Source organism: Micromonospora sp. NPDC007271 (genome assembly GCF_040634005.1).
Classification (GTDB): Bacteria; Actinomycetota; Actinomycetes; order Mycobacteriales; family Micromonosporaceae; genus Micromonospora.
In genome coordinates, this window is the sequence record NZ_JBEYER010000079.1 from 17127 (window position 1) to 37066 (window position 19940).

At 72.8% G+C, this 19940-nt stretch carries 11 protein-coding genes; 5 read left to right on the forward strand and 6 right to left on the reverse strand.

From position 1 onward, the window contains the following. Positions 1–38: 38 nt before the first annotated feature. The 4 genes from ABZ570_RS24805 to mfd all read right to left on the reverse strand — a co-directional run bounded on the left by ABZ570_RS24805 (position 39) and on the right by mfd (position 7311). Positions 39–1658, reverse strand: a complete 1620-nt coding sequence (locus ABZ570_RS24805; protein ID WP_358068156.1) for a DUF885 domain-containing protein — start codon at positions 1656–1658, stop codon at positions 39–41. Between the two features lie 105 nt (positions 1659–1763). After that, on the reverse strand, positions 1764–2768 hold the full coding sequence (locus tag ABZ570_RS24810; protein ID WP_358068159.1) for a nucleoside triphosphate pyrophosphohydrolase: 1005 nt from the start codon (positions 2766–2768) through the stop codon (positions 1764–1766). Positions 2769–2770: 2 nt separating this feature from the next. Then, the gene (locus tag ABZ570_RS24815; protein WP_358068162.1) at positions 2771–3550 is read right to left on the reverse strand and encodes a hypothetical protein; all 780 of its coding nucleotides are present in this window, start codon (positions 3548–3550) and stop codon (positions 2771–2773) included. A gap of 104 nt (positions 3551–3654) precedes the next feature. Then, positions 3655–7311 (reverse strand): transcription-repair coupling factor, encoded by a 3657-nt coding sequence (gene mfd, locus ABZ570_RS24820; RefSeq protein WP_358068165.1) that lies wholly within the window; start codon positions 7309–7311, stop codon positions 3655–3657. Between the two features lie 369 nt (positions 7312–7680). Here mfd and ABZ570_RS24825 point away from each other — a divergent pair, with 369 nt between their 5' ends. Continuing rightward, positions 7681–8592, forward strand: coding sequence for a cyclase family protein (locus ABZ570_RS24825; RefSeq protein ID WP_358068168.1), 912 nt, complete (start codon positions 7681–7683; stop codon positions 8590–8592). 563 nt (positions 8593–9155) lie between these two features. Here ABZ570_RS24825 and ABZ570_RS24830 read toward each other — a convergent pair. Continuing rightward, positions 9156–10196, reverse strand: a complete 1041-nt coding sequence (locus ABZ570_RS24830; protein WP_358068171.1) for a S66 peptidase family protein — start codon at positions 10194–10196, stop codon at positions 9156–9158. Between the two features lie 84 nt (positions 10197–10280). On the opposite strand from ABZ570_RS24830, the gene ABZ570_RS24835 reads away from it, so the two are divergent. Beyond that, positions 10281–11336, forward strand: coding sequence for a hypothetical protein (locus ABZ570_RS24835; protein WP_358068174.1), 1056 nt, complete (start codon positions 10281–10283; stop codon positions 11334–11336). A gap of 124 nt (positions 11337–11460) precedes the next feature. Continuing rightward, complete coding sequence (gene ppc, locus ABZ570_RS24840; protein ID WP_358068177.1) at positions 11461–14247, forward strand: phosphoenolpyruvate carboxylase; 2787 nt, start codon at positions 11461–11463, stop codon at positions 14245–14247. 84 nt (positions 14248–14331) lie between these two features. Here ppc and ABZ570_RS24845 read toward each other — a convergent pair whose 3' ends face one another. Further along, positions 14332–15177 carry a hypothetical protein gene (locus ABZ570_RS24845; RefSeq protein ID WP_358068180.1) on the reverse strand — a complete coding sequence of 282 codons (846 nt, stop codon included), beginning with the start codon at positions 15175–15177 and terminating at the stop codon, positions 14332–14334. Between the two features lie 54 nt (positions 15178–15231). Between ABZ570_RS24845 and ABZ570_RS24850 the strand changes: the two genes are divergently transcribed. Together ABZ570_RS24850 and ABZ570_RS24855 are read left to right on the forward strand one after the other, a co-directional pair. Further along, positions 15232–16425, forward strand: a complete 1194-nt coding sequence (locus ABZ570_RS24850; protein ID WP_358068183.1) for a DNA recombination protein RmuC — start codon at positions 15232–15234, stop codon at positions 16423–16425. A gap of 146 nt (positions 16426–16571) precedes the next feature. Then, on the forward strand, positions 16572–19874 hold the full coding sequence (locus ABZ570_RS24855; RefSeq protein ID WP_358068186.1) for a S8 family serine peptidase: 3303 nt from the start codon (positions 16572–16574) through the stop codon (positions 19872–19874). Positions 19875–19940 lie beyond the last annotated feature (66 nt).

The following is a 19940-nucleotide window of genomic DNA, read 5'->3' on the forward strand; positions in this document are numbered from 1 at the left end:
CCCCTGCTCTACCGAAGGCGTTAACAAGGTGCCCTTCCTTACAGCCCGAGCAGGGTGCGCAGGTGGCGTGGGGGCGGGCAGTCGTGCGCCAGCATGGTGTCGTGCCAGTCGCGGACCGACACTCCGGCCGGGCGGGCGCGGGCGATGTCGGCCATCTCGCTGTAGCCGACGAAGTACGTGGAGAGCTGGGTGGAGCTGAGCAACGCCCGCCGCCACTTGCCGGCCGCCTCACCCTCCTCCTGGAAGCCGCGCCCGGTCATCAGCGCCATCGCCTCCGCCTCGGACAGGCCCTCGCAGTGCACGAGCTGGTCGAGCAGCGCGTTGATGGTCATCCGCAGCTGCATCTTCAGCTGCTGGAGGCGCACCGGCAGGCCGCCGAAGCCGAGGCCGGCCATCAGTTCCTCGGCGTAGACCGCCCAGCCCTCGACGAACACCCCCGACTCGGTGAGCGGCCGGACCCGGGTCGGGCCGGCGTACCGGCGGGCGTGGGCGAGCTGGAGGAAGTGACCGGGCATCGCCTCGTGCACGGTCAGATTCCGGATCATGTGGTCGTTGTACTCCCGGTAGAACGACTCGACCCGCTGGGCGGGCCAGCCCTCCGGGGTGGGCGCGATGCAGTAGAAGGTGGGCACGTTCGCCGTCTCCAGGGGGCCCGGCGAGTCGCAGTACGCCACCGCCACCCCCCGGGCGAACTCCGGCATCTCCTGGATCACGCACGGGTCGTCGACCAGGCTGACCACGTCGTGCGCCCGGACGAAATCGGTCGCCTCGTCGAGGGTGACCGAGGCGAGCTCCACGATCGTGGCGTCGTCGGGGTGTTCGGCGGCGAGCAGGCCCAGGGCCCGGCGTACCGTCTCGTCGTCGGCCGGGCCGCCGACCAGCTCGACGGCCGCCTCGCGGATCTCCGCGGTGACCCGGTCCAGGTTGGCCCAGGCGCGACGCTGGACCTCCGCGGCGCTCAGCTCGGTGTCCAGGGTGTGCCAGAGCCGCGCCTCCCAGCGCCGGCGGCCCAGCCGGGGGTCGCGCCCCGGGCCGGCGTCGGCGGCCAGCCCGATCCGCAGCCAGGCCACGAACTCCTCCAGCGCGGCGGTCGCCGCGGTCGCCGCCGGCTCCACCCGGTCGAACAGCGCGGGTGCCTCGGCCAGCAGCCCCGGCAGCTCGTCGCGGATCAGCGCCGCCGTGCCGGTGAACTGCCCGACCGCCGTCTCCGCGTGGATGCGCGGCATGTCGCGCAGCGTCGCGCGCGCGGTCGCCAGGGCATCGGGTACGGCCGCCAGCCGGCCGGCCAGGGAGGTCAGCCGCTCCTCGGCCGGCGCGAACGGGCGAGCCAGCAGGGCATGCAGCAGCGGGCCGGGGTTGTGCCGCAGCGGGTCCCACTCGTACGCGCGGATCTCCGCCGCCTCGAACAGCTCCCGGTCGACCAGGCTGCTCAGCAGCGCGTGGTCGACCCGCTCCTCGACGTCCAGCGAGTCCGGGTCCAGCTCGGAGAGCGCGTCGGCCGCGTCCCGCAGCATGGCCTGGTCGGCGGCGCGGGCATCGGCGGAGAGGTCGGGCAGTCGGTCGTCGTAGCGGTGGTCCCCGGCCGACGTGGCCAGCCCGGGCCGGCTCTCCAGCAACGCCTCGACGATCCGCTCCGCCAGCGGCACAAACGCTTCCACACCCCGACCCTACCGATCTCCCCCGACGGTTCGGTCGATCCCACCGTTCTCGTTGATCAAGGAGTTTGCGTCAGCCTTCCCGCTTTTCCGACGCAAACTTCTTGATCAACTCTCGTCGGCGGTGGGCGGCGCGGGGTGGGGGGCGCGTTCGGCGGCGCGGACGGCGGTGGCGTAGGCGAGGGTGGCGCGGCGGAGGGCCGCCTCGGGGTCGATGCCGGCCTGGCGGGCGGCGGCGACCGTGGCCAGGAGGCCGGCGCCGAGGCGCGCCTCCGGATCCACCTGGGACTCGGCCAGCGGTGGCGGCACCGCCAGGCCGATCCGCCCGGCCCGGTCCAGGATCTTCGCGGCCAGGGCGAGCGCGGGCTGGCTCAGCGCGATGCCGTCCAGCACCGACTCGCGGGTCTTCTCGGCCCGCTTGATCCGCTCCCAGTTCGCCTCGATCTCCTCGATCGAGCCGGCCTGCTCACCGGAGAAGACGTGCGGATTGCGCCGGACCATCTTGTCGACCAGGCCGCCGGCCACGTCGTCGACCGTCCAGCGCTTCCCCTCCGGCAACTCCTCGGCGAGCCGGGCGTGCAGCAGCACCTGGAGCAGCACGTCGCCCAACTCCTCGCGGAGCGCGTCGGTGTCGTCGGCGCTGATCGCGTCGTACGCCTCGTAGCACTCCTCGAGCAGGAAGCCGGCGAGGCTGCGGTGGGTCTGCGCCCGCTTCCACGGGTCACCGCCCGGGGAGGCGAGCCGGTCCATCACCTCGACCGCGTCGAGCAGCCGGGCACCCGGCGGATCCCAGGAGCCGTACATCAGCTCCAACTCGGCCAGGCCCGGCTCGCGGGCCAGCCGCAGCCCCAGCTCCCGGGCGAGGGCCTCGTCGCCGGCCGGGCCGGCCAGCCAGACCGCGGTGCCGTGCGCCGCCACCGTGTCGAGCAACGCCTGGGTGGCACCCTCGGCCACCACCGTGACCTCGGCGCCCGCCGCCCGAACCGCCGCCGTCAGCTCGCTCTCCGCGCCGGCCAGCACCGGCGCGGAGCGTACGGCGTCCCAGGCGGGCGCGGTCAGCAGCCCGGCCGGCAGCCGGGGCGAGGTGACCAGCAGGACGATCCGGGCGGTCATGCTCAGGGGGCGACGCTGCCGGTCGACTCGCTGGCCTTCGGCTCCGGCGTGGAGATGTCGGTGACCGGGCCGTCGTGGTTGATGTAGGGCAGCGAGTAGAAGATCAGCGACTGGCCGTTACTGACCATCGACGGCACGCCGACCTGCCCGTACCTGGGGTTCACCGAGGTGCCGGCCTTCTCGGCCTCCTCGCGCAGGGCCGAGCTGAGCGCGGTGCCACTCCGCACGAAGCCGCCCTCGCCGAACATCCGCCGGACCTCGCCGACCGACAGCCCGGCCTGGATCGCCCCGGCCTTCGCGATGGCGTGGTAGACGGCCATCACCGCGTCGTCGCCCAGGTCGGCCGGGGGCAACTGCCGTTGGAGCGCGGTGGAGATGTCCGCCCACTCGCCCCAGAGCATGGTGTACTCGGCGGTGGCCGGCAGCTGGAGGTGCGGCTGGAGCTGTTCCGGGGAGACCTCGTCGACGACCTGGATGTCCTTCTCGGCCACCAGGCGCTTGCCCAGCTCGACACTGACCAGCAGGTTCACCACGTCCTGCCGGGTCACCGAGGAGCGCAGCTCCTCCGGGGGTGGGGTCGCGCCCATCCGCGACCCCTGGGCGCGGACCGCTTCCGCGTACTGCGCCTGGGCGTCCTCGTAGATCTCGTTGACCCGATCGACGGAGTACGTCCGGTCTCCCACGTACGCGGCGACGGTCGGGGCGGACCGGCCGCAGGCGGCGAGGGAGAGCACAGCGAGGGCCGCGACGCTGGCGGCGGCGATGAGACGGCGAGCACGCATGACGGCCACTCTCTCATGCCCGCGAAGCTGCTGTGACGTCGCCCACCGGCAACGGCTCACCGCGCCCCCGCCCCGGCCGGCTGCCCCGCAACCGGCTCGCCGCATCACCTTTCGCTCGCCACTGCGGGGCTGGCAGAACCGGCCAGCTCCTCGGGCTTGCCGAGCACGTCGGAGAGGAGCTGGGCGCACCACTCCAGCAGCGCCTGGTCGCGCAGCGGCTCGCCGCCGACCCGGCGGGTGCTCGGCCGGGGCACGCTGACCTGGTCGAGCGCCTGCTTGTAGACCGAATCCGGGTGGTAGCGCTTGAGCCGCAGCTGCTTCGAGTCGGGCAGTGGCAGCGGGCCGAACCGGATGTGCTTGCCCTGCATCGAGACGTCGGTCAGGCCGTACCGGCGGGCCAGCAGCCGGAACCGGGCCACCGCGACCAGGTTCTGCACCGGGGCGGGCGGCTCGCCGTACCGGTCGGTCATCTCGGCGACCACCTCGCGCAACCGTTCCTCGTCGCGGGCCTCGGCCAGCTTGCGGTACATCTCCAGGCGCAGCCGCTCCACCCCGACGTAGTCGTGCGGCAGGTGCGCGTCGACCGGCAGGTCCACCTTGACCTCGGTCTCCTCCGCCGGCTGCTCGCCCTTGAAGGCGGAGACGGCCTCGCCGACCATCCGGACGTACAGGTCGAAGCCGACGCCCTCGATGTGGCCGGACTGCTCGCCGCCGAGCAGGTTGCCGGCGCCGCGGATCTCCAGGTCCTTCATCGCCACGTACATGCCCGCGCCCAGCTCGGTGTGCTGGGCGATGGTGGCCAGCCGCTCGTGCGCGTTCTCCGTCAGTGGCCGGTCGGACGGGTAGAGGAAGTACGCGTACGCCCGCTCCCGGCCGCGACCGACCCGGCCCCGGATCTGGTGCAGCTGGGCCAGGCCGAGCAGATCGGCCCGCTCCACGATCAGGGTGTTGGCGTTCGGGATGTCGATGCCGGACTCCACGATCGTGGTGCAGACCAGAACGTCGAACTCCTTCTCCCAGAAGCCGACCATCACCTTCTCGAGCGCTTCCTCGCCCATCTGGCCGTGCGCCACCGCCACCCGGGCCTCGGGCACCAGCTCCCGGATCCGGCGGGCCGCCTTCTCGATCGACTCCACCCGGTTGTGCAGGTAGAAGACCTGTCCGTCGCGGAGCAGCTCACGGTGGATCGCGGCGGCCACCTGCTTGTCGTCGTACGCGCCGACGAAGGTGAGCACCGGGTGCCGCTCCTCCGGCGGGGTGGCGATGGTGGACATCTCCCGGATGCCGGTGATCGCCATCTCCAGCGTGCGCGGGATCGGGGTGGCCGACATGGCCAGCACGTCGACCGAGGCGCGCAGGGTCTTCAGGTGCTCCTTGTGCTCGACGCCGAAGCGCTGCTCCTCGTCGATGATGACCAGTCCGAGCTGCTTGAACCGGGTGGACGCCTGGAGCAGCCGGTGGGTGCCGATGACGATGTCGGCGGTGCCGTCGGCGACCATCGCCAGCGTCTGCTCGGTCTCCTTCGGCGTCTGGAACCGGGACAGCTGCCGGATGGTGATCGGGAACTGGCTCATCCGCTCGGCGAAGGTGTTGTAGTGCTGCTGCACGAGCAGGGTGGTGGGCACCAGCACGGCCACCTGCTTGCCGTCCTGCACCGCCTTGAACGCCGCGCGGACCGCGATCTCGGTCTTGCCGTAGCCGACGTCGCCGCAGATCAGCCGATCCATCGGGACGGTCTGCTCCATGTCCCGCTTGACCTCTTCGATCGCGGCGAGCTGGTCCGGCGTCTCCTGCCAGGGGAAGGCGTCCTCCAGCTCCCGCTGCCACGGGGTGTCCGGGCCGAAGTTGTGCCCCTTGGACGCCTTGCGGGCGGCGTAGAGCTGGATGAGCTGGGCGGCGATCTCGCGGACCGCCTTGCGGGCGCGGGCCTTGGACTTCTGCCAGTCCGAGCCGCCCATCTTGTGCAGGGTGGGCTGCTCGCCGCCGACGTACCGGGAGAGCTGGTCGAGCTGGTCGGTGGGGACGAAGAGCCGGTCGCCCGGCTGGCCGCGCTTGCTCGGCGCGTACTCGATGACCAGGTATTCCCGGCTGGCGCCGTTGACCGTGCGCTGCACCAGCTCGACGTACCGGCCGATGCCGTGCTGCTCGTGCACCACGTGGTCGCCCGCCTTGAGCTCCAGCGGGTCGATGGTGTTGCGCCGCCGGCTGGGCATCTTGCGCATGTCGCGGGTGGAGGTGCCCCGGCCACCGGTGACGTCATTGCCGGTCAGCAGCACGAACCGGGACGCCTCGTCGACGAAGCCGCCGGTCAGGCAGCCGCACGAAACCAGCAGCTCGCCGGGAGCCGGCGCGGTCGGGACCTCCTCGGTGAGCCGGGCACCGAGGCCGGCGTCGCGGAGCACCTCGACGGCCCGCTGGGCGGGGCCGTGCCCCTCGAAGACCAGCGCGATCGACCAGCCCTCGCCGGCCCACCGCTTGAGGTCGTCGACCACCCGGGCGGTCTCGCCGTGGTAGAGCGGCGCCGGCTGGGCGGCCAGGGTCACCGCGATCGCGTCGTCCGGGGTCACGTCGACCTCGACCGGCTCGTCCTCCCACGGCTGCCGCGCCGGCGTGGCCTCCGCCTCGCCCAAGCCGAACGGGGCCAGCGTCCACCAGGGCTGACGCAGGGCGCGAGCCGCCGTGCGTACGTCGGCCAGGGTCCGGAAGGCGGCGGCGCCGAGGTCGACCGGGGCCTGGCCCCCGACGGCGGCCGCGGCCCAGCTGGCCTGCAGGAACTCCTCCGAGGTACGCACCAGGTCGTGCGCCCGGGTGCGGATCCGCTCCGGATCGCAGAGGACGACGTGGGTGCCGGCCGGCATGCAGTCCAGCAGCAGCTCCATCGAGTCGCCACCGATCAGCGCCGGGGCCAGCGACTCCATCCCCTCGACCGGGATGCCCTCGGCGAGCTTGTCGAGGATCTCGGCCAGCTCCGGATGCTCCTCGGCGAGCACGGCGGCCCGCTTCCGCACCGCCGGGGTGAGCAGCAGCTCACGGCAGGGCGGCGCCCAGAGCTGGGCGACCTGCTCGATGGTGCGCTGGTCGGCGACGGCGAAGGTGCGGATCTCCTCCACCTCGTCGCCCCAGAACTCGACCCGCGACGGGTGCTCGTCGGTGGGCGGGAAGACGTCGAGGATGCCGCCGCGAACGGCGAACTCGCCCCGCTTGGTGACCAGGTCGACCCGGGCGTACGCCATGTCGGTCAGCCGGCGGGCGACCTCCTCCAGGTCCGCCTCGTCACCGGCGGCGAGCTGCACCGGCTCCAGGTCGCCGAGCCCCTTCAGCTGCGGCTGCAGGAGCGACCGGACGGGCGCCACGACCACCCGCAACGGCCCGGTACGCCCGTGCGCGTCGGCGGCCTCCGGATGCGCCAGCCGGCGCAGCACGGCCAGCCGCCGCCCGACCGTGTCGGAACGCGGCGAGAGCCGCTCGTGCGGCAGCGTCTCCCAGGAGGGGAAGACGGCCACCTGCTCCGGCGGCAGCAGGCTGCCCAGCGCCGTGACGAGATCGTCGGCCTCGCGGGTGGTCGCCGTCACCGCCAGCACCGGCCGCCCCGCGCCGCCGGCCGGCTCGTCGGCCGCCACGGCGGCGACGGCGAACGGACGCAGCGCGGCCGGGGCGGTGATGTCGAGGCCGTCGACCTGTGCGGCACCGGAGCGCGCCAGGTCACGCGCCCGGGCCAGCCCGGGGTCGGCCAGGGCGGCGGAGAAGAGTCCGGTGAGCATCTGTGATCACTTCCAGAAGAGGTCGGCGCACGGCGACGACCCCGCGTCCAGCCGGACGGGGGGTGCACCGTTCGAGACTATCCCCCGCCCCGGACATTCCGGGCCCCAGCCGCCGCCCACCCGCGCCGTTTCCCCGCCCGCGGTTTCCCCGCCCGCCCAAACCCCGCCCCCGCACCCCCCGCACCCGCACCCGCACCCCGCACAAGTTCCTGGAAAGAGGGCGCTCCCGAGCGCCGCGTCGGGGTGGCGCACGGCGCGGGAGAAAGTTTGGCGCGACGGGGCGGGCATGGCCGGGCGGGCGACGGCAGGGGGTGGTGGGCGGGTGGAAAGGATCTTGACCGGCGGCGGCGGACGTGGTGCGGTGACGGTATGGCTGAGTACCGGGCGGTGTTCGACGCGGAGATCGGCTTCGCCAACGGCGGCGGGTTGCGCACCGAGGGATTCCGGTTGGACATCCCCGGCCCGGAGATCGACGACGCGGCCCTGGGCGCGCTCCTCGTCCGGCACCTCGGGCTGCTCATGGTGGGCGAGGTGCGGATCACCAACAGGACCGTTGTCGAGGAGCCGCACAAGGGCGGCCGGGGAGTCGCCGTCCCACCGGGTGACGGCGGCCGGCGACTTGTCGACTTGAGCCACGTGATCACCGACGGGATGACCACCCTGCCCGGCTGGCCGGCACCCCGGATCACCGACTGGCTGACCCGCGAGGCGTCCCGGGCGAACTACGCGCCGGGCGTCGAGTTCCATGTCGCCCGGATCGACATGATCGCCAACACCGGCACCTACGTCGACACGCCCGCCCACCGCTGGGCCGACGGGCCGGATCTCACCGGCGTACCGCTGGACCGTCTCGCCGACCTGCCCGGGATCGTGGTCCGGGTACCGGCCGGCACCCGGGCCGTGGACCGGCTGATGCTCGCCCCGTACGACGTGGCCGGGCGGGCGGTGCTGCTGCACACCGGCTGGGACGCGAACTTCGGCACCGACCGGTACGCCGCCCCCGACGCCCCCCACCTCACCGGGGACGGTGCCGACTGGCTGGTCGAGGCGGGGGCGACCCTGGTCGGCATCGACTCGATCAACATCGACGACATGACCCCGGCGGCGGCCGGTGAGCGCCCCGCGCACAGCGCCCTGCTCGCCGCCGGCATCCCGATCGTGGAGCACCTGACCAACCTGGGCGATCTGCCCCCGGAGGGCTTCCGGTTCACTGCCGCGCCGCCGATGGTGGCCGGCATGGGCACCTTCCCGGTCCGCGCCTTCGCCGTCCTCGACACCTGATCCGCCTCGTCCCGCCCGGTCAAGGTCCACTCCAGCTGCGGAATGTTGCGGTATCCACGTTCGGTGGACACCGCGATGTCCCGCAACCGGAGTGGATGTTGCGGCTCGGCGAGCCGTCAAGCGGCTCGGGCCGAGCCTGGACCGAGCCGGCGTACCAGCGGCTGGACCGGTGTGCCAGCGAACGGGACTGGGCCAGGTCGATCGGCCAGCGGTCGACATCCGGGCCTGCGGAGAGTTCCAGCAACAGGCCGGACGGCGGGGTGGGGCCGACGTCCATCCACCACAGACCGTTCCTGACCTGAATCACCTCGTCGCCTCGCCCGGCGGTGCCGATGAGGCGGGACAGGTGCAGCTCGTTCGGGCGGGCTCGTCGAGGGCGCCCCCGGCGCCGGCGTCTTCGTCCGGGCCATCGAGTAGCCGGTACCGGGCGTCGGTGGAACGTCATGGGCGTCAAACCCGACCCCCAGCACCCATGACGTTCCACTGACCGAGCGACCGCCGTCCAGCGGACCGAGCGCGCCGGCCGGGCGTACGGACGCCGGGCTCAGCGCACGAGGTCGGTGTCAGTAGCGGACGCTGATCCGGCGCTCGACGGCGTCGACCCGGATCTCCCCGCCGTACGGGATGATCAGCTGCGGGTCGGTGTGGCCGAGGTCGACGTCGAGGACCACCACCGCGTCGGGGTTGTAGGTCGCCACCGCTCGCATGACGGCGTCCCGCTGGTCGTCGGCGAACTCACGCCGTTGTTCCGGCGTGTGCGGCCGGTCGAAGTCCCACGCCTTGGCCCGGCCGACCACGATCGCGGGGAAGCCGGCGAGCAGCCCTCGCTCACCCATGTTGCGCAGGATGCGGAAGACCTCGGTGGCCGAGGGCAGCTCCTCCGACGTCTCGACGAGCAGCACCGACCCGGCCAGCTCCGCCGGTGACGGCACCCGGTCGGCGGCCATGAGCCAGTGCAGGATCTCCAGGTTCCCGCCCCACGTACGGCCCTGCATCACGGTCGCCGGCCCCTGCCAGCGCCAGCCCTCGCCCGGGAACATCACCGGCTCGTACGCCAGGGTCTCCGGATCCCGCCAGTCGTTCGGCTGGTCGCCCCACTCGGCGGCCGGGGTCAGCTCGTACCACCCGGAGGTGAAGAGGGCGGCGCGCAGCGAGTCGAAGGTGAGCGGGTGCGGCTTGCCGGGCCGGCCGAGGTGCACCAGCACCGACCCACCGTGGTACGCCACCAACCCCAGGCGGTACAGGTGGTTGAGAACGTTGGTGTTGTCCGAGTAGCCGTAGTACGGCTTCGGGTTGGCCGCCAGCACCTCGTCGTCCAGGTACGGGGTGACCGTGATCAGGTCCTCCCCGCCGACGGTGGCGAGCACCGCGGTGATCGTCGGGTCGGCGAAGGCAGCGGTCAGGTCCCGCGCCCGGTCGCGCGGGTCGGCCCCCAACTGCCGGGTGGTCGGATACTCCACCGGCTCCAGGCCGAACTCCTCCCGGAGCCGGCGCAGGCCCAGCTCGTACACGTGCGGGAAGAGACCGGGCAGGCCGGCGGAGGGTGAGACGACCGCGACCCGGTCGCCCGGCCGGGGCTTGGGCGGATAGCTGGGGTTGCTCATGATCGGACGTTATCCGGCCGGGCCAGCGATTTTGCGGTGGCGAAACGACCCAGGCCAGGCATTTCAGATTAATAGGCTGACCCTGTGGACGAGGCGGAGCGGGACCTGCCGGTACGGGACTGGCTGCCACGTGCGGCGGCGCTGCTGGTCGGCACGCTCGCCCTGGCCACCGCGTTCATCGCGGCCTACGTCGGGGCGCTGCACAAGCCGACCCCGCGCGACGTCCCGGTCGGGGTGGCCATCGGCGACCAGCGCGCCCAGGCGGTGCTGGCCGCCGTCCGGGCCCGCACCGACGCGATCAAACCCGTCGGGTACGACAACCAGGACCGCGCCATGCAGGCCCTGACCGACCGCGAGGTGTACGCGGTGCTGCACTCCGACCCGGGCGGCGGCCTGACCCTGGCCACGGCCAGCGCCGCCGCGCCCGCCGCCACCGACCTGGTCACCCAGGTGCTCACCCAGGCTGCCCGGCAGGCCAACCTGCCGCTCCAGGTCACCGACGAGGTGCCGGTCTCCGCCAACGACCCGCGCGGGCTGGTGCCCTTCTACCTGGCGGTCGGCCTGGTGCTCGGGGGCTACCTGGCGTCCACCGCGCTGGGCGTCTCGCTCGGCACCGCGCCCCGCAGCCTGCCCCGAGCCGGCCTGCGGATCGCCACCCTCGCGGTGCACTCCGTGCTGCTCGGCATCATCGGCGCGGTACTGGTCGGGCCGGTGCTGGACATCTGGGACCACAACGTCCCGGCGGTCGCCATGGTGGGCGCCCTCACCGTGTTCTCCGCCGGCATGGTCGCCGCGGCGGTGCAGGGCTGGCTGGGGCTGCTCGGCACCGGGCTGGTGATCCTGCTGCTGGTGGTGCTCGGCAATCCCGGCTCGGGCGGCATCTACGCCCCGGAGTTCCTGCCCGCGTTCCTGCGCGGGATGCACCGGTGGAACGTCCCCGGGCTCGCCACCGACCTGCTCAAGGCCGCGGTCTACTTCGACTGGCGGTCCAGCCGCTGGCCGCTGGTCGGGCTGCTGCTCTGGGCCGTGCTCGGGATCCTCGGACTGGTCGGCGCGACGATCTTCCGGACGCACCGGCGCGCGGTGCGGGCCGCGAGGGGCCGCCCGAGCACGTCCGACAGGTCGGCCGCCGATGGCTGAACCGGCCCGCCCGTCCCAGAGTGCAGATCATTACCCCGTCCCCCTCCTGTCGGCCGGCCGAACGCGGATACGATCCAGGGAGTCGGACAGCGCTGTCCTTCGTACTCTCGTAAGGAGCGCACCCGTGACCGACCAGCACGACCACGACGGCCCGGACGCCGCACTGCGGGCCGACATCCGCCGCCTCGGCACGCTGCTCGGGCAGACCCTCGCGCGGCAGGAGGGCCGCCCGCTGCTCGACCTGGTGGAGGAGATCAGGGCCCAGGTCCGCTCCGACGCCCCCGCCGCCGCCCAGCGCCTGGCCGGGCTCGACGTCACCACCGGCACCAAGCTGGCCCGGGCCTTCTCCACCTACTTCCACCTGGCCAACATCACCGAGCAGGTACACCGGGCCCGCGACCTGCGCCGACGCCGGGCCATGCACGGCGGCTGGCTGGACCAGGCGGCCAAAATGATCGCCGAACGCGGGGTGCCAGCCGAGGAGATCGCGGCGGTGGCCCGCCGGCTCGCGGTACGCCCCGTCTTCACCGCCCACCCGACCGAGGCGGCCCGCCGGTCGATCCTGTCCAAGCTGCGCGCCGTCGCCGACGAGCTGGACGCCGAGACCGCCAACGCCATCCTCTACGGCGCCAGCGACGAGGGCCCGGCCAACCGGCGCCTGGCCGAGCTGCTGGACCTGATGTGGCAGACCGACGAGCTGCGGCTGGACCGGCCGGATCCGACCGACGAGGCCCGCAACGCCATCTACTACCTGCGCGACCTCTACGCCGAGGCCGCCCCGCAGGTCCTCGACGACCTCGCCGACACGCTGCGCACCCTCGGCGTGGAGACCTCGCCGACCGCCCGCCCGCTGACCTTCGGCACCTGGATCGGCGGCGACCGGGACGGCAACCCCTTCGTCACCCCCACGGTCACCCGCGAGGTGCTGCGGATTCAGCACGAGCACGGCATCGAGGCCACCGAGAAGGCGATGGACACGCTGATCAGGGAGGTCTCCGTCTCCCGCCGGCTGCGGGCGGTCTCGCTGGACCTCTCCGCCAGCCTCGCCGCCGACCTGGACGCGCTGCCCGAGGTGGCGCCCCGGTTCCGCCGGGTCAACGCCGAGGAGCCGTACCGGCTCAAGGCACGGTGCGTGAAGGCGAAGCTGGCCAACACCCGGGAGCGGCTGCGCACCGGCACCGCCCACGTACCGGGCCGGGACTACCGCGGCTCGGCCGAACTGATCGCCGACCTGGAGCTGCTGCGCGCCTCGCTGGCCCGCAACTCCGGGCAGCTGACCGCGGTGGGCCGGCTCGCCTCGACGATCCGCGCGGTCTCCGCGTTCGGGCTGCACCTGGCGACCATGGACGTCCGCGAGCACGCCGAGAAGCACCACGAGGTGCTCGCGCAGCTGTACGCGGCGGTCGGCGAGGTGTCCGACTACCCGTCGCTGACCCGGCTGGAGCGCACCAAGCTGCTCGCCGACGAGCTGACCGGCCGGCGGCCGCTGTCCACCCAGGACACCCCGCTCACCGAGTCGGCACAGAAGACGTTCGACGTGTTCGGGGCGATCCGCGAGGCCCAGGACCGGTTCGGCACCGAGGTGATCGAGTCGTACATCATCTCGATGACCCTCGGCGTGGACGACGTGCTCGCCGCGGTGGTGCTGGCCCGCGAGGCCGGCCTGATCGACGTGCACAGCGGCCGGGCCCGGATCGGCTTCGTGCCGCTGCTGGAGACCCCGGCCGAGCTGAACAGCGGCGGCGAGCTGCTGGACGAGCTGCTGTCGCTGCCCGCGTACCGGGCGCTGGTCGCGGCCCGGGGGGACGTACAGGAGGTGATGCTGGGCTACTCCGACTCCAACAAGGAGGCCGGCATCACCACCAGCCAGTGGTCCATCCACCGGGCCCAGCGGGCACTGCGCGACGTGGCCGCCCGGCACGGCGTGCACCTGCGGCTCTTCCACGGCCGGGGCGGCACGGTGGGCCGGGGCGGCGGCCCCACCCACGACGCGATCCTGGCCCAGCCGTACGGCACGCTGGACGGCGCGATCAAGGTGACCGAGCAGGGCGAGGTCATCTCCGACAAGTACACGCTGCCCGCGCTGGCCCGGGAGAACCTGGAGCTGACCGTGGCGGCGGTACTCCAGGCGACACTGCTGCACACCGCGCCCCGACAGCCGGCCGAGATGCTGGAACGCTGGGACGCCACGATGGACGTGGTCTCCGAGTCGGCGTACCGGTCGTACCGGTCGCTGGTCGAGGATCCGGACCTGCCGGCGTACTTCTGGGCCTCCACCCCCACCGAGCTGCTCGGCGCGCTGAACATCGGCTCCCGGCCGGCGAAGCGGCCGAACACCGGCGCCGGTCTGGCGGGCCTGCGGGCCATCCCGTGGGTGTTCGGCTGGACCCAGACCCGGCAGATCGTCCCCGGCTGGTTCGGCGTGGGCTCCGGCCTGGCCGCCGCGCGGGCCGCCGGCCTGGCGGACGTGCTCGCCGAGATGCACCGCAACTGGCACTTCTTCCGCACGTTCCTGTCGAACGTGGAGATGATGCTGACCAAGACCGACCTGCACATCGCCCACCGGTACGTGGAGACGCTGGTCCCGAAGAAGCTGCACCCGATCTTCGACAAGATCCGGCAGGAGTACGAGCTGACCAAGCAGGAGGTGCTGGCGGTCACCGCCTCGCCGGCTCTGCTGGACAACTCACCCGTCCTCCAGCGCACCCTGGCCGTGCGGGACACCTACCTGGAGCCGCTGCACCACCTCCAGGTGGCGCTCCTGCGCCAGTATCGCGACTCCGGCGCCGCCGGCCGCTCGGTGGCCACCGCGCCGGGCGGACGCCGCGGCCCCAACGACGGTACGGCGCTGGAGCGGGCGCTGCTGACCACGGTCAACGGCATCGCCGCCGGCATGCGCAACACCGGCTGAGGGGTAAGGAAGGGCCCCCTGTTAACGCATTTCGCACAGCAGGGGGCCCCTCTTAACGCCGGAGCCGGAGACCGGCGGCGGCGGTCACCAGTCGCCGCCGCCGAAGTCGCCGCCCCCGAAGCCGCCGAAGTCGCCGCCGCCGTAGTCGCCCCCACCGGCACCGGGGTAGTCGCCCTGGTAGCCGGTGAACTGGTCACCGCCGAAGTCGTTGCCGCCCTGGCCGCCGAAGTCCTGGCCGCCGTATTCCTGGCCGCTGTGGTCCTGGCCGTCGCCGAAGCCGTCCTGGAAGCCCTCCTGGTAGCCGGCCTCGTAGCCGTGACCGGGGTCGGCGAAGGCGGGCGAGAAGAGCGCGTCGGCGATCAGCATGCCGCCGAGCACGCCGGCGCCGGCGCCGAGCGCTGTCTTCCACCACGGCGTCGAGTACCAGCCGGCGGGCACCCGCCGCCCCTGCCAGGTGCCGCCGGGGTAGTAGTACGGCGTCTGGTTGCCCGGCCGGGGGCCGGCCCGGTAGGTCTGCCCCTGCACGTTGACCTCGCGCTCCTTGGTCAGCGCTCCGGCGCCCCGGGCGGCGGCCAGCGGCGGCAGTTCCGGCCCCGGGTCGATGCCCAGCGCGGTCCGCGCCGCCCGGATGTACGCCAGCCCCTCCAGCGCGGTCTCCCGGGCCAGCGCGAACTGGTGCGGGGTACGCGCCTGCTCCAGCTGCGAACCGGCCGCGTTGTACCGCTCCCCCGCGTCGGCCAGCGCCTGGCGGACCGCCGGGGCGTCGCCGTGCAGGTTCATCAACTGCCCGCCGAGCCGCTCATACCAGCGCTGCGCCTCGGCGCGGGCGTCGGCCAGCTCGGTGGCCTGCCGGGACCTGCTCCCTGACCGCCAGAACACCAGCGCACCTCCGAGCATCAGCACCAGGACCAGGCACAGCGCAGCTCTCATGACTCGACGGTACCCACCGGGGGCACGTCGCACCCGTTTGGCAAGCTTCGGAGGGTGACGAGCTTCGCAACGCTGGCCGTGGTGATCATCTGTCTCGCCGCCGGCGGCGCGGTGGGCTGGCTGGCCGCCCGGGCCCGGTCGGCGGCCGAGGTGGCCAGGCTGGCGGCGACCCTGGCCGCCACCCGGGAGGGTGAGGGGCGGCTGGAGCAGTCGATGCGGGCGCTCAGCTACGAGGCGACGGCCCAGTCCCAGGAGGCCGTGGCGCGGGCGGTGGCGCCGCTGCACGACACCCTCCGCCGCTACGAGCAGCGCGTCGCCGAGCTGGAACGCGACCGGGTCGACGCGTACGCCGAGCTGCGCGAGCAGGTGCGGGCGATGAACACGGTCTCCGGGGAGCTGCGTACCGAGACCAAGCAGCTCGTCGCGGCGCTGCGCGCCCCGCAGGTCCGGGGCCGCTGGGGCGAGCATCAGCTGCGCCGGATCGTCGAGGCGGCCGGCATGCTGGAGCACTGCGACTTCAACGAGCAGGTCACCGCCGCCACCGACCACCAGGGGGTCCGCCCCGACCTGGTGGTCCGCCTGCACGGCGGCCGGAGCGTGGTGGTCGACGCCAAGGCGCCCTTCGACGCGTACCTGACCGCGATGGAGGCGCGCGACGAGCGGGGCCGGGACAGCCACCTCGACGCGCACGCCCGGCACCTGCGGGCGCACGTGGACGCACTGGCCGCCAAGTCCTACTGGGCCGCGTTCGACCCCTCGCCCGAGTTCGTGGTGCTCTTCGTGCCGGCCGACCCGTTCCTCGACGTGGCGTTGCAGCGCGACCCGACGCTGCTGGAGCACGCCTTCGCCCGCAACGTGGTGCTGGCCACGCCGGCCACCCTGGTGGCGCTGCTGCGTACGGTGGCGTACTCGTGGCGGCAGGAGGCGCTGGCCCGCAACGCGGCCACCGTGCACTCGCTGGCCCGCGAGCTGTACGGGCGGCTGTCCACGCTGGGCGACCACGTCGCCAAGCTGGGCGCGTCGCTGGGTGGAGCGGTGACCGCGTACAACCGGGCGGTCGGCTCGTTGGAGGCGCGGGTGCTGGTCAGCGCCCGCAAGCTGGCCGAGCTCGGCGTCTCCGACCAGGAACTGGCCGCCCCGGCACAGGTCGAGGTCGCGCCCCGCCAGCCACAGGCCCCCGAGCTGCTGGCGGCCGGCACCGACCCGGCGTCCATATCGGCCGAACCGTCAGCTGACATCGACCGATAGCACTTCAAGAATGACGATGGGGGCTGATCCGAGTCACGGACTGGTCACAACCCGCGCCCCGGTAGTGACACCGACGCCCATACCTCCAAAGATCACCTCACGTGCCCTGTTCTCCGAAGGGGCCCTGTTCTCTGGAGGAAGAGAACGTGAGTCAAACCCCCAGTTGGAGCCGGCGTACCTCCGCCGCGCTCTTCGCGTCGGTCCTGGCCGCTGGTGCCATGACCGTCGCAAGTGGCGCCGCGACCGCGAGCGCCGCTCCCGCCACGGCCCCTACCGACGGGCAGCCGACCGCCGCCGAGACGCTCGGCGCGCACGACGCCAAGCTGCTCAGCGAGGCGGAGGCCAAGCGCGCCCCCACCGTCACCCTGATCATCGCTGCCGAGCAGGGCTCCGCCAAGAAGGTCGCGGACGGCCTCAAGGGCCTCGGCGCGACCGTCAGCCAGCGCTACGACCAGGTCGGCTACGTGCTGGCCAAGGTGCCCACCTCGAAGGTCCTGAAGGCCGCCACGCTGCCCGGTGTCTCCGCCGTCGACCTCGACGAGACCATCAAGCTGCCCGATCCCACCCCCGAGGCCGCCCCGGCCGGCGCGAAGCCCGCCAAGCAGGGCCAGACCCTGTCCGGCCCGGGTGCGGACACCCCGGCCGTCAACCCGTACATGCCGACCAGTGAGACCGGGGCGGAGGCCTTCAAGGCCGCGCACCCGACCTGGGACGGCCGCGGCGTCACCATCGGCATCATGGACTCCGGCGTGGACCTGGACCAGCCGGCGCTGCAGACGACCACCACCGGCGAGCGCAAGATCGTCGACTGGATCACCGCGACGGACCCGCTCGAGGACGCCACCTGGCGGCCGATGCTCACCGACGTGACCGGCCCGTCCGTCACCACTTCCCTGGGCACCTGGAAGGCGCCGGCTGGCACGTACAAGTTCAACGTCTTCCGCGAGAACATCACCAACGACAGCGACCCCCGCGGCGACGTGAACCGCGACGGCGACAAGACCGACTTCTGGGGCATCCTCTACGACCCGGTCACCCACGACATCCGGGTGGACGTCAACCAGAACCTCGACTTCACCGACGACGAGGTGATGCGGCCGTACCAGGAGAAGTTCCAGGTCGGCCACTTCGGCACGGACAACCCGGCCACCGCGGTCCGGGAGCAGATGCCGTTCGTCGTGGAGTACCGCGAGGACGTCGACACCACTCCGGTCGGCGGCCCCGGCCTGGTCGACTACGTCAACATCGGCATCATCGAGAGCACCCACGGCACCCATGTCGCCGGCATCACCGCCGCCAACGGCATGCTGGGCAACAGCCGGTTCAACGGCGCGGCCCCCGGCGCCAAGCTGGTCTCCGCCCGGGCCTGCTCCTGGGGCGGTGGCTGCACCTACGCGGCGCTCACCACCGGCATGGTCGACCTGGTGGTCAACCGGAACGTCGACGTGATCAACATGTCGATCGGCGGCCTGCCGGCGCTGAACGACGGCAACAATGCTCGCGCCGTCCTCTACAACACCCTGATCGAGACGTACGGCGTGCAGATGTTCATCTCGGCCGGCAACTCCGGCCCGGGCGTGAACACGATCGGTGACCCGTCGGCCGCCAGCAACGTGGTCAGCGTCGCCGCCAACATCAGCAAGGACACCTGGCTGGGCAACTACGGCTCGGTGGTGCGCAAGGAGAACGCGCTGTTCAACTTCTCCTCGCGCGGCCCGCGCGAGGACGGCGGATTCAAGCCGAACATCGCCGCCCCCGGCTCGGCCATCTCCACCGCGCCGACGTGGCAGCCCGGCGTTCCGGTCGCCGAGGCCGGCTACCCGCTGCCCCCGGGCTACCAGATGCTGAACGGCACCTCGATGGCCTCCCCGCAGGCCACCGGCGCCGCCGCGCTGCTGCTCTCGGCGGCGAAGGCCAACCGCAAGTCGGTCACCCCGGCCGCGCTGCGCCGCGCCATCTACACCTCCGCCAAGCCGATCGCGAACGTCCCGGCGTACGCCCAGGGCTACGGCATGTTCAACGTGCCGGGCGCGTGGCAGCTGCTCGCCGGGGGCGTGGAGGCCCGGACCTACACCTCCGCGGCGCCGGTCTGCACCGAGCTGTCGAACGGCCTGACCAGGTACAACCCGGCCACCGGCGGGTTCGAGCCGAACCCGAACGTGGGCACCGGCATCTACAACCGCTGCGCCGCGGACAAGGGCGGCCAGAAGGTCAAGGAGAGCCGCGACTACGAGGTCAAGCTGACCCGGACCAGCGGGCCGAACCGCATCGTCTCCCACCTGCTCAACTTCCGGGGCAACGACGGCACCTTCTCGGCTCCCGCGGTCGTGCTGCTGCCGTTGAACAAGACCGTCACCGTCAAGGTCAAGGCCAAGCCGATGACCGCCGGCGCGCACGGCGCCATCCTGACGGTCGACGACCCGGCCACCCCGGTGGTCGACTTCGAGGTTGCCACCGTCGTGGTCGCCGCGGAGGCGGTCAGCGCGCCGGAGTACTCCTACTCCACGCAGGGGTCGGTCGAGCGGAACGGCTTCACCTCGTACTTCGTGACGGTTCCGGAGGGCGCGGGCGCGCTCCAGGTCAACCTCTCCGGCGTCGCCGCCGGCTCGCAGACCCGGTTCATCGCCTTCAACCCGTACGGCGTGCCGGTCGAGACCACCGCGAGCACCGCCTGCTACACCAACTTCTCCGACGCCGCCGTCTGCAAGCCGGACGAGCGGGACTACCAGAACCCGATCCCGGGCGTCTGGGAGATCGAGGTGGAGGCCCGGCGTACCTCGCCGACCCTGGACAACCCGTTCCAGCTGCAGGTCCGGGTGCAGGGCGTGAAGGTGGAGCCGGGCGTACTCGAGCTGCCGTCGGTCGCCGCCGGCACTCCGGCGGACGTCAGCTGGCAGCTGACCAACACCTTCGGCCCGGTCCAGGTGACCGGCGTCGGCGGCCCGCTGTCCAGCGTCCACGCCGACCGGCCGACCATCACCGAGGGCACCACCCAGGAGTACACCGTCGAGGTGCCGGCGGGTGCCGCGTCCCTCACCGTCCGGATCGGCAACCCGGCCAACCAGAGCACCGACCTCGACCTGTACGTCTTCCGGGGCGCCACCCAGGTTGGCCGGTCGGCCGGCGGCAGCTCGGAGGAGGCGGTCACCATCAGCAAGCCGGAGGCCGGCACCTACCGGGTGGTCGTCGACGCGTACGCGGTCGACGGCGCCGGCGGCAGCACCGCCTACGACTACCGGGACTCGTTCGCGTCCCCGTTGCTGGGCTCGGTCGCTGCCCCGACCACCTCGCTGACCCTGGCCAACGGCGCCACCGCCGCCCTCACCGGCACGGTGACCGCCCTGGCCGCCCCGGCCGCCGGCCGGGAGCTCTACGGTGACGTGGCCGTCACCACCACCGAGGGCGCGGTCGTCGGCCGCGGCTCGGTCTCCATCGGCGCGGTCAACTGACCTCCCGCTGACCGGAGGAGCCCCGCCCCCACCAAGGGGCGGGGCTCCTCCCTTTCCCGCCCGGCC